15 protein-coding genes are annotated in these 9,030 nt (G+C 42.6%); 10 read left to right on the top strand and 5 right to left on the bottom strand.

Translation table 11 applies throughout. The annotated features are described in order from the left end of the window. Window positions 1-84: 84 nt before the first annotated feature. Window positions 85-639 carry a recombinase family protein gene (locus L462_RS10280; RefSeq protein ID WP_032678749.1) on the top strand — a complete coding sequence of 185 codons (555 nt, stop codon included), beginning with the start codon at window positions 85-87 and terminating at the stop codon, window positions 637-639. A 38-nt stretch (window positions 640-677) separates the two neighbouring features. Here L462_RS10280 and L462_RS10285 read toward each other — a convergent pair whose 3' ends face one another. Next, the gene (locus tag L462_RS10285; protein WP_032678748.1) at window positions 678-941 is read right to left on the bottom strand and encodes a DinI family protein; all 264 of its coding nucleotides are present in this window, start codon (window positions 939-941) and stop codon (window positions 678-680) included. Window positions 942-1,040: 99 nt separating this feature from the next. Between L462_RS10285 and L462_RS10290 the strand changes: the two genes are divergently transcribed. Next, window positions 1,041-1,280, top strand: a complete 240-nt coding sequence (locus L462_RS10290; RefSeq protein ID WP_032678747.1) for a hypothetical protein — start codon at window positions 1,041-1,043, stop codon at window positions 1,278-1,280. Then, window positions 1,280-1,600 carry a hypothetical protein gene (locus L462_RS10295; protein ID WP_032678746.1) on the top strand — a complete coding sequence of 107 codons (321 nt, stop codon included), beginning with the start codon at window positions 1,280-1,282 and terminating at the stop codon, window positions 1,598-1,600. Before L462_RS10290 ends, L462_RS10295 begins: the two co-directional genes overlap by 1 nt. Before the next feature lie 344 nt (window positions 1,601-1,944). Here the strand turns inward: L462_RS10295 and L462_RS10300 are convergent, their stop codons facing one another. The 4 genes from L462_RS10300 to L462_RS10315 form a co-directional block, all read right to left on the bottom strand. Further along, window positions 1,945-3,513 (bottom strand): GapS1 family protein, encoded by a 1,569-nt coding sequence (locus tag L462_RS10300; protein WP_082209487.1) that lies wholly within the window; start codon window positions 3,511-3,513, stop codon window positions 1,945-1,947. A 109-nt stretch (window positions 3,514-3,622) separates the two neighbouring features. Further along, window positions 3,623-4,633: a hypothetical protein gene (locus L462_RS10305; protein WP_050595749.1), complete on the bottom strand. Its 1,011-nt coding sequence runs from the start codon at window positions 4,631-4,633 to the stop codon at window positions 3,623-3,625. Then, on the bottom strand, window positions 4,630-5,658 hold the full coding sequence (locus L462_RS10310; RefSeq protein WP_032678745.1) for a site-specific integrase: 1,029 nt from the start codon (window positions 5,656-5,658) through the stop codon (window positions 4,630-4,632). Before L462_RS10310 ends, L462_RS10305 begins: the two co-directional genes overlap by 4 nt. A 1-nt stretch (window position 5,659) precedes the next feature. After that, entirely contained in the window at window positions 5,660-6,292 is a 633-nt protein-coding gene (locus L462_RS10315) for a phage repressor protein CI (RefSeq protein ID WP_032678744.1), read from the bottom strand. Between the two features lie 119 nt (window positions 6,293-6,411). Here L462_RS10315 and L462_RS10320 point away from each other — a divergent pair, with 119 nt between their 5' ends. The 7 genes from L462_RS10320 to L462_RS10350 all read left to right on the top strand — a co-directional run bounded on the left by L462_RS10320 (window position 6,412) and on the right by L462_RS10350 (window position 9,002). Continuing rightward, a complete protein-coding gene (locus L462_RS10320) occupies window positions 6,412-6,654 on the top strand; it encodes a hypothetical protein (RefSeq protein ID WP_032678743.1) in 243 nt (80 codons plus the stop codon). A 32-nt stretch (window positions 6,655-6,686) separates the two neighbouring features. Then, the gene (locus L462_RS10325; protein ID WP_032678742.1) at window positions 6,687-7,196 is read left to right on the top strand and encodes a phage regulatory CII family protein; all 510 of its coding nucleotides are present in this window, start codon (window positions 6,687-6,689) and stop codon (window positions 7,194-7,196) included. 7 nt (window positions 7,197-7,203) lie between these two features. Further along, on the top strand, window positions 7,204-7,431 hold the full coding sequence (locus L462_RS10330; RefSeq protein ID WP_032678741.1) for a phage filamentation protein Fil family protein: 228 nt from the start codon (window positions 7,204-7,206) through the stop codon (window positions 7,429-7,431). Then, window positions 7,418-7,618 carry a hypothetical protein gene (locus L462_RS10335; protein WP_032678740.1) on the top strand — a complete coding sequence of 67 codons (201 nt, stop codon included), beginning with the start codon at window positions 7,418-7,420 and terminating at the stop codon, window positions 7,616-7,618. The genes L462_RS10330 and L462_RS10335 overlap by 14 nt, the downstream gene beginning before the upstream one ends. Window positions 7,619-7,687: 69 nt before the next feature. Then, window positions 7,688-7,921 carry a DUF2732 family protein gene (locus tag L462_RS10340; RefSeq protein WP_017382389.1) on the top strand — a complete coding sequence of 78 codons (234 nt, stop codon included), beginning with the start codon at window positions 7,688-7,690 and terminating at the stop codon, window positions 7,919-7,921. Further along, a complete protein-coding gene (locus tag L462_RS10345) occupies window positions 7,921-8,148 on the top strand; it encodes a TraR/DksA family transcriptional regulator (RefSeq protein WP_032678739.1) in 228 nt (75 codons plus the stop codon). The genes L462_RS10340 and L462_RS10345 overlap by 1 nt, the downstream gene beginning before the upstream one ends. Then, entirely contained in the window at window positions 8,145-9,002 is an 858-nt protein-coding gene (locus L462_RS10350; RefSeq protein WP_032678738.1) for a DNA adenine methylase, read from the top strand. Before L462_RS10345 ends, L462_RS10350 begins: the two co-directional genes overlap by 4 nt. Window positions 9,003-9,030 lie beyond the last annotated feature (28 nt).

The raw sequence follows: 9,030 nt of genomic DNA, 5'->3' as shown, positions 1-9,030 counted from the left end.
AAACCGACGTTTTATAGATTGCCCTTTGGTGGCCTGGCCGATAACTTCATCTGATTTTTTTGTGAAAATTATTGGGTGAAAAGTATGCAAATTGGCTACGTAAGGGTGTCAACAAATGACCAAAACACGGATCTTCAGCGACAGGCACTCGAACGCTCAGGATGTGAACAGATTTTCGAAGAAAAAATGAGCGGAACTGTGGCGAACCGGCCGGCGCTTAAAAAGCTTCTGAGAACGCTGAACGAGGGCGATACGCTTGTGGTCTGGAAGCTGGATCGTCTTGGTCGTAGCATGCGTAATTTGGTGCTGCTGGTGGATGAACTCCGTCAGCGTGGCATCCACTTCAAGAGCCTCACAGACAGCATTGATACATCCAGCCCAATGGGGCGTTTTATATTTCACATCATGTCAGCACTGGCGGAAATGGAAAGAGAGTTGATCGTTGAACGTACCCGGGCGGGATTAGCGGCGGCGAGAGAAAAAGGGCGAATAGGTGGGCGACGCCCAAAGTTGACCGAAGAGCAATGGGCTCAGGCTGGCAGATTAATCGCAAATGGAGTGGATCGGAAGCAGGTTGCAATTATTTATGATGTAGCCGTATGCACTCTTTATAAAAAATTTCCGGTGGGTCAAGCCTGAATAATTGAAGGGGAGCTGTTGAGCTGCCCCTCGCCGTTTTATACATTTTGCCGGACGGTCGGAAATTCAGACGTCAGCCACATGTCGGATTCATCAAACATTTCCTCCAGCATGCAGTTCAGCTTTTCCCGATCACTTTTGCTGGCGTCGCTATTTAAAGCGTTCGCCTGCATCGGCTTCACCTTCACTTCGGCATCAGGGAAAATCTGGTGTACCCGTTTCGTCAACTCGGCCAGGATAATCTCTCTGGCGCCTGCCAAACCATCAACATTACGCTTGTCATAAACCAGTTCCACAAACATACCGATCCCCTTTTAAGTGAAAAATTCCTGTGCTTGATCTGTTTTGATAAAAATACTACTGTATATGCATACAGTCAACAAGCAAGTGAGGGTTCATTTATGCCCCGTCAGCCGGATATTCGTGCTGCTTTTATTGCGGCCATACAGCAAAACCCGAAAGGCTATCTTTGCCTACATACAGACAAGTTCATTGCTGAACTGCATGAGAGACACTGGCATTTCAGCCAAGCAGATGCCAATTCATGGATTGAGCGATATCAGCCAGACTTTGCTGATAAGACGACAACCGCAAGCGAGAACCGTTACTGGATCCTGCGTAACATGGGGAGGATTTTCTAATGGGGTTTCCATCGCCAGCTACTGATTACCAGGAGCAGCGCATTACGATAGATGCTATCTGCGGCGTAGATAACAACTGTCGGGTTATTGAAACGTCATGCGGGTGGGCCGTTATTAACGTCAGTCTGACGCCAGAAAGCGGGGATACTTTGCTGGTAAGCATGGACGGGAGAAACCAGTTTGTGAAACTTATGGGTCAGGCGCTGATTACTCAAGACGGTGAAGCGATTGAAGGTGAGGCTTTGAATGATGTAACGGTGCATGGCGTTCTTACACATACGCTTAACCAACTTCAAGACGATAAATCGCCTGTAATGTAGTGTGGGAATGTCGGGGATTTCCCCAGTAGTCCCCAATGCTTCTCCTGCAAATTTTAAACACAAAAAAGCCCGCATAAGCGGGCTTTCATGTCACTTGGGAGCCGCGGCTCCTTTGCGTATCCTTTTTTGTCTCATCACCGTCTGGTCGGTGTCTTGCTGAGACTGCTAACTTCCTGTTTTTGCTAGTGCTGTCCTTGCACAGTCCAATCATGATTGGTGGAGCTGGCGGGAGTTGAACCCGCGTCCGAAATTTCTACATACTATTTTTACTACAGTGGAAACAATGATTTATGTTTAAAAACAATTAATTAGTGTTATAGGGTTTTTTTCTATTTTATATGTTTTTACTGCTCTGCCGCCAAAGTGCCGCCACTTTTTTTGCTTATATCGCCGTTACTTGGCGATATTTTTTCCGATATTGATATAACCATTTTTTTTCCCATCTCATTGACCAGATCTGAGTTTTTTACTCTATCGAAAAATGCTCTTAAATGGTGTGCGAAAAGGAAGGCGGCGCTGGACGGTTTTTTATTTTTCTCAACTGCATATTTAAGAACCATATGAGGGGGTACATTCGCGTATTTGCAGGACGCGAGAAGGTATTCAAATTCATCAAATGCTAAACAAAATATATTTTCTTTAGGTATGTGATAGTCACTACTGAATTTGTCATATATTTTTTGCATCTCATTTGATGCATAGGCATTAGCGAGGAAACTTCCATTTCCTAAAAAAAGATTTTTGTATGTGATGCAGAGTGCGTAAGATTCTTTTCTAAAGGCGCAGATTCTTCCATCATCTAAAAAAATTTCTCTATTAACTTCATGTGCCTGCTCAATAGCTTTCAAAACAGATGTTTTTATTTTCCCTGAAATATCTTCAGGGCGTAATGTAACCATCCCTTTTTCATGTATTTCCACACCTTTGGCATCAATAAATATATTTGCATCAGAATGTGGGATCAAAAAATCAACTACTTTATTGTCTTTAGGTAATCGTTCTTTAAGATACTTTTCAGTGAAAAATGGAATTGTGCTCTCGTGTATGATTTTTTCTAATGAATCTTCAAATACCTTTCCAAAACTGTCCATGAACTTCTCGGCATCATTTCTTCTTAGTAAATCATATATGAATGTTTGTATGCTTGTTGAAGTGAGTTGTGTATGTATTTGAAAATAATCTGAACCTTTTTTTATTAGTGGGTTTTCGAGGAAAGGACTTGATGAATAGTATTCTAATAAAGGTTTATCATGTGTTTTTAATTTAGAAAATGATGGTAGTCTTTCATACGTAATTGAAATTGCATCAAGGAATCTTTCAATGGTCTCTTTGGATATAATTGGTTGTAGTACATCGAAAGTGTTTACATTCATTTTGCGAACTGGATTGTTTGAGGTTATGTGAGTTATTAACACGAATGACAGAACTAGGAAATCCTCAATTGAGATATTAGTTAATGATAAGAATGAGGTTTTTATTTTATGTTTTTCTTCAAGTGGTAAGAATAAAAAAACTTGCCTGCTAATTGAGTTTAAAGCATCAATTCTTTGATAAATCCCTTGTTGATAAATATTATTCCTTAAGAAAAAATCCAATCCATTTTTCTTTTCAAGACCAATTGGTATGATACTTAAGGTGTCATAAGCCTTTTGAAACAGAGCGATGGCTTGCATTTTATTTAGATTTTTAAATTTTTTGTTCTTTCCAATAGCTGATGCAGACCATTTTAAACATAAATTCACGACCCATGGCATATGTCTGAGCATGTGTAAGTTATCATCGAATTTCTGCAAATTATATTGCATGCAAAATTCGATGAATACATCAGGATTATAACGTTGTATTTCAGAACGTATTGCATCCATTCTTAATTTAACAACAGCATCAGATTGCACGTCAAAATCTTTAATCAAAATATGTCTCCTATATAAATGATGCATACTTGTCAAATATGTTCACTGATAATATTTTGTGCGTGTTCTACATTTTTTTCTTACATAAGATCATCGCTATTTATTTACTTTATTGTTTTATAGGTAGTATATTTTTAAAAATCAAATTATCTGGTTCATATGCATAATTGGCTAAAAAGTCCATGCTGTTTATATTACCTTGAAAAATAATTGGATTCTGATCAATTAGCATGTAAAGAGATATTAAAATGTCTCTTAGTCCTCGTAGCATTTCTTTAATTTCTTTTTCATCAGAAAACGATGTTTCTATTCCTAAATTTGTGATGGGATTGAAAATCTCGAAATTATTTACATCGCGCTCATAGTTCACACCTAATTCTCTGCATAAAAACACTATAAGCGCCTCAAGGTTTTCTAAATTGGATATGCAATCAAGATTTCGGTGAAGTTCATTGTTTTTTATTAATGTATTGCCAATGTTATGATATGTGTTTTCTAATAGCTTTAGAAATCCTTTATCAACCTCATTACTATACCCATTAGAGATAGAAGATTTTTTAAATATTTTTTTATATAATGAATAGGTATGATCTACCGAAAGTTTTACAGTGCCTTTTTCGAAGGAAGTATTGTCTCGTCGTGAAAGTGTAAATGATGGTAATGTTTTGAACATGTCTGAAAAATTTTTAAGATGTGCATAGTATGCATCACTCCGATTTTTCTCAGTTACTAGATCGATTTGTTGTTGTGTTTTGCGGATTTGATTCTCTGTTTGAATTGTTCTGTGTATGTTCGCAACGATAGCAACGAATGGTATAGAAAGGGAAAGGAGGGCGATCGATAATTTGCTTATTTCGATGAAGTTACTAAATCCTACTGCATCGAATCGAGGATAGTGTCCAATCCATGAGAATATACCAAAATACAATGCTGATACAATCGGAATTCTTATTGATTGTTTAAAAAGATTTTGCTTTGTCAGCCTTTCTTCAGTCATTTCGAAATAATTATTGTTTTTGTTTTTTTTGTATTCAATGAAAAGGTAAATGCAATATATTGCTATAAACAAGAAAGAAATTCCTGGCGTTTTGACAAAATTAGTAATTGATTCTTGAATCATAGTGAAGTCCATTTTAAACCATGTAAAGGATTTTTTGTTACAGCATCTTCTAAATGATCTGGTGCAAAGTGTGCATAGATCATCGTCATTTTTATATCGGCATGGCCTAGAATATCGCGCAGTACCAGTATGTTTCCGCCATTCATCATAAAGTGACTGGCGAATGTATGGCGCAGCACATGGGTGCACTGGCCTTCAGGCAAGTTGATACCGGCTCGTTTTACTGCACGTTCAAAAGCTTTTCTGCATGGCGTAAATAGCTTCCCTCTATTTTTGGGGAGTTCGTCATAAAGCTCCTGAGAAATCGGAACAGTTCGATTTTTCTTGCCTTTAGTTTTGGTATAGGTGATCCGATATTTAGATAATTGATGGCCTTGCAGGTTTTCGGCTTCACTCCACCGCGCGCCGGTGGCAAGGCATACCTTTGCGATCATCAATAGGCTGGTGCTTTGAGAAACAGCACATGCATCAAGCAGGCGTTTAATTTCGTCCGAGGCCAGGAATGCCAACTCCCCCTCTACTATTTTGAATGTTGGTAGCCCGGCGAGCGGGTTAGGCGCTGACCAGTGGCCCAGCTTTTTCAGGGTGCCAAAAACGGATGATAAGTTACGCTGTTCAAGATTAACCGTGCGGGGCTTCACTGGCGACATTAGCCCACCGTCTTCGTTACGTACCTCACCTTTTAATCGTGCTTCACGATATTTGGTAAAATCACCGGCTGTTAACTCAGAAGCGACGGGATCGCCCAGCCCATTGCAGATAATTTTCAATTTCGCCATGAGGCGCTTGGGGTCTGCGAGCGTCTGGCCATAAAGGGAGTGCCACTGCTCAATCAATTCTGACAAATGCCGCCGATCTTCCTTTTCACCCAGCCACGGCTTTTTGTTCACTTCATCCATGGTGAAGTTTTCAAATGCTACAGCCTCGCCTTTAGTCGCAAATTGCTTACGCACACGCTTGCCGTCACGCCCGTTCGGGTAGCACTCGCACAACCATTTTCCATTCGGCTGCTTTCTGATCGTCATATCAAAGACTCTTAATGATTTTCAATGCACGGCCAACTACCTCAATATCATCCAGGCTGCATTCAAACGAAGAGTCATCTTGATGCACAACTAATCTGTTTCCAGGAAGACGGGTTAACTTAACAATGCTTTTTATCCCGTCGATATCGACCAACCACATCCCATTCACTGGTGGTGTCTGGGTACGGTCAACTAAATATGAATCGCCAGCTGTATTTACTAGAAGCAGCTCGCGTGAGTCAGATGGAAGCAGGCTGCTATCAATGATGGCCTTCCCGGCTTCAACCAGCGAACCTCCCATGAGATTAACCTTGTCGACCTCGGGCGATACAAGTTCAGAAAGAGGTTTTACCTTGCCAGAGTTCACGAAATTGATACTTTTTTTATCATCAATTTTTGTTCCGGGTTCACCTTGACCTGTGGTCAGCCAGAGTAAAGAAACGCCCGTTTCAAGAGCACATTGAATCACCCATTCTGCAGGGAAACTGTCTCTTAAGTATCTGTTAGCCATAGTGCTTTTAGATGCGCCTAGGTGATCACATAGCTGCTGCCTGGACTTAAAATCATAGGCAGCCATTAACCTATGGATAGCCTCTCTACCCCCTGTATTCTCGCCAGCTTTCACCTGTATCATTTCTTAATCCTATTGACGTATCAAATATTGGATCGTAGTATCTCGGTTGTTCAATTATTGAATCGCATAAAACAAGATAAAACGACATAAACCAAACCTTAACTGAGAGATACTGCACTATGAGCACCGATATTTCAATTCGTGTACCAAAAGAGATGGCTACACCTGCAGAGTTCGCGGAATGGGAAGGCATTTCCCGCGGCTCTGTTTATCAAAAAATTCACCATGGTCAGTTGTCTAAGTACATGGTTAAAAAGGAGAAAAACAAGGGTCGCGTATGTCTTCGTTACTTGATGTACAAAACCGATCAAGTGCGTGAGTCCCTTGGTCATTCCAACTTCCGCGTCATTGTTGGTCAGTAAGTTCGATTATGAGAACTTTTTGAGGGGTTCACATGTTTGATTATAAGATTTCCAAACATCCACACTTTGATGATGCCTGTCGCGCTTTCGCACTGCGGCACAACATGGCGAAGCTTGCAGATCGAGCAGGCATGAATGTCCAGACACTGCGCAACAAACTGAACCCGGAACAACCGCATCAACTTACGGCGCCGGAAATTTGGCTGCTGACGGATATCACAGAGGACTCCTCGCTGGTTGATGGGTTCCTGGCTCAAATCCATTGCCTGCCATGTGTGCCGCTGAACGAAGTTGCCAGCGAGAAAATGCCTCATTACGTTTTGAATGCTACAGCAGAGATCGGTCGCGTTGCAGCAAGCGCTGTTTCTGGTGAACACCAGACAACAACGGAACGCCGCCAGGTTATCGAAAGCATCAATTCTGTTACTCGTTTAATGGCACTTACAGCTGTTTCCCTGCACGCGCGCCTACAGTACAACCCAGCAATGGCAAGTGCTGTTGATACAGTGACGGGCCTCAGCGCTTCATTTGGTCTGATCTGAGGTGCTTATGCTGAATAAAGAACCTTCATTCGCTTCGCTGCTGGTAAAGCAAAGCCCGACAATGCACTACGATCATGGATGGATTATTGGGGAAAACGGTAAACGATGGCACCCGTGCCGTGATCAGTCCGAATTATTAAACGGGCTGACATCTAAAACGGCTAAGCCGTCAGCCTTTTTAATTATTCGCATTGTTCGCTTGATTATTAAAGGAGTGAAACATGTCTCGCAATGAGTTGAGAATTATTCTGGGCGTGATCATCCCAAATATGGCGGATGGTTTTGAAATTAAAACCCGTGACGGCGCTGTTTTGCGTGTTGATCCTGAATGGGAATGCTGCAAAGAATTTAAAGAAGGTTTGCAGGCTGAAATTATTAACCAAATTAAAAGTAAGCCGGTTCCTGTTTCTGGTTATATCTAAGTAATTAACCCGTGTTTTATGGCGTAAACCCGCCGGGCATTTTTTTGCCCGAATTCTGAGGAAATGAATATGAAAAATACTAAAACCCACTCAACGAAAACAGGCCCAGACGATGCTGGTCTGTTCGCTTTGTTAAATGAAACGCGCCTGGATGAGCGCCGTTGCCGTGCTGATGCAATGGCGGCTCGTCTGGATAGTCTGGCCGTGCGCATCGTTTCCCGTCAGTTGAGCCATATCGAGGCGGCCGAACTGCTTCGCGTTGAAGCGGTACGCATCCAGAACGAAGCGCAGGAGCTGCATTAATGGCTGATTCAATGGACCTCGCCCAGCAGCGCGAACAGGAAGATCGTGAGCGCCATATCAACAATGCCCGCGCAAAAGTGCCGGGCGTTTCCCGTGTCCTCTGTGCGGAGTGTGATGCTCCGATCCCGCCAGCTCGCCGCCGCGCTATTCCGGGCGTGCAGTGCTGTGTGACCTGTCAGGAAATCGCAGAGCTCAAAGGCAAGCACTACAACGGAGGCGTTGTATGAGCACTATCCTGAAATGGGCGGGAAACAAAACCGCCATTATGTCCGAACTGAAAAAGTATCTCCCAGCTGGCCCGCGATTGGTTGAACCTTTCGCGGGTTCATGCGCTGTGATGATGGCAACAGACTATCCTCATTATCTTGTCGCAGATATCAATCCAGATTTAATTAATCTGTACCGTACTATTGCAGAAGATACAGAAAACTTTATTAATCTTGCTAAGGCGGTTTTTGAAAGTTTTATTGTCGCTGAAAATTATTATCGTGTGCGTGAAGCGTTTAACCACGATCCGCAATTAGACCGACTGCACCGCGCTGTATATTTTCTTTATTTAAACCGCCATTGTTATCGTGGGTTATGCCGCTACAACCTAAGCGGTGTATTCAACGTCCCTTTCGGTAATTATAAAAAACCGTATTTTCCTGAGAGTGAAATCCGCGCATTTGCTGAGAAAGCGAAGCGAGCCACCTTTGTTTGCGCAAACTACGAAGAAACGTTGTCTTTGTTGCAGGCGGGCGATGTGATTTATTGCGACCCTCCTTATGACGGGACTTTTAGTAATTACCACACTGCCGGTTTTACAGAGGACGATCAGTATCGCCTGGCGTCTATTCTTGAGCGCCGCTCGTCAGAAGGCCATCCGGCCATCGTTTCAAACAGTGACACCTCACTTACTCGCTCCCTTTATCGGAATTTCACCCATCACCGCCTTACTGCAAATCGCAGTATGGGCGTTGCGGCTGGTGACGGTAAGTCTGCCGTGGAAATCATTGCTACCTCAAAATCATGTCACTGGCTTGGATTTGATCCTGCAACCGGCCCTGACTGCAGCGTGAAGTATGAGGTGCAGGCGTGAGCGCAACGGCGTTTATTCGTGCTTACAT

It is taken from the genome of Enterobacter sp. BIDMC 26, from assembly GCF_000534435.1.
Taxonomy (GTDB): domain Bacteria; phylum Pseudomonadota; class Gammaproteobacteria; order Enterobacterales; family Enterobacteriaceae; genus Enterobacter; species Enterobacter ludwigii.
The sequence above is the reverse complement of the archived record's forward strand: the minus strand, read 5'-3'. Positions and strand labels throughout refer to the sequence as shown.

Excerpts from the sequence above, each read along its gene's own strand:
- L462_RS10280 (WP_032678749.1), top strand. The coding sequence starts at position 85 with ATGCAAATTGGCTACGTAAGGGTGTCAACAAATGACCAAAACACGGAT.
- L462_RS10285 (WP_032678748.1), bottom strand. The coding sequence starts at position 941 with ATGTTTGTGGAACTGGTTTATGACAAGCGTAATGTTGATGGTTTGGCA.
- L462_RS10290 (WP_032678747.1), top strand. The coding sequence starts at position 1,041 with ATGCCCCGTCAGCCGGATATTCGTGCTGCTTTTATTGCGGCCATACAG.
- L462_RS10295 (WP_032678746.1), top strand. The coding sequence starts at position 1,280 with ATGGGGTTTCCATCGCCAGCTACTGATTACCAGGAGCAGCGCATTACG.
- L462_RS10305 (WP_050595749.1), bottom strand. The coding sequence starts at position 4,633 with ATGATTCAAGAATCAATTACTAATTTTGTCAAAACGCCAGGAATTTCT.
- L462_RS10310 (WP_032678745.1), bottom strand. The coding sequence starts at position 5,658 with ATGACGATCAGAAAGCAGCCGAATGGAAAATGGTTGTGCGAGTGCTAC.
- L462_RS10315 (WP_032678744.1), bottom strand. The coding sequence starts at position 6,292 with ATGATACAGGTGAAAGCTGGCGAGAATACAGGGGGTAGAGAGGCTATC.
- L462_RS10320 (WP_032678743.1), top strand. The coding sequence starts at position 6,412 with ATGAGCACCGATATTTCAATTCGTGTACCAAAAGAGATGGCTACACCT.
- L462_RS10325 (WP_032678742.1), top strand. The coding sequence starts at position 6,687 with ATGTTTGATTATAAGATTTCCAAACATCCACACTTTGATGATGCCTGT.
- L462_RS10330 (WP_032678741.1), top strand. The coding sequence starts at position 7,204 with ATGCTGAATAAAGAACCTTCATTCGCTTCGCTGCTGGTAAAGCAAAGC.
- L462_RS10335 (WP_032678740.1), top strand. The coding sequence starts at position 7,418 with ATGTCTCGCAATGAGTTGAGAATTATTCTGGGCGTGATCATCCCAAAT.
- L462_RS10340 (WP_017382389.1), top strand. The coding sequence starts at position 7,688 with ATGAAAAATACTAAAACCCACTCAACGAAAACAGGCCCAGACGATGCT.
- L462_RS10345 (WP_032678739.1), top strand. The coding sequence starts at position 7,921 with ATGGCTGATTCAATGGACCTCGCCCAGCAGCGCGAACAGGAAGATCGT.
- L462_RS10350 (WP_032678738.1), top strand. The coding sequence starts at position 8,145 with ATGAGCACTATCCTGAAATGGGCGGGAAACAAAACCGCCATTATGTCC.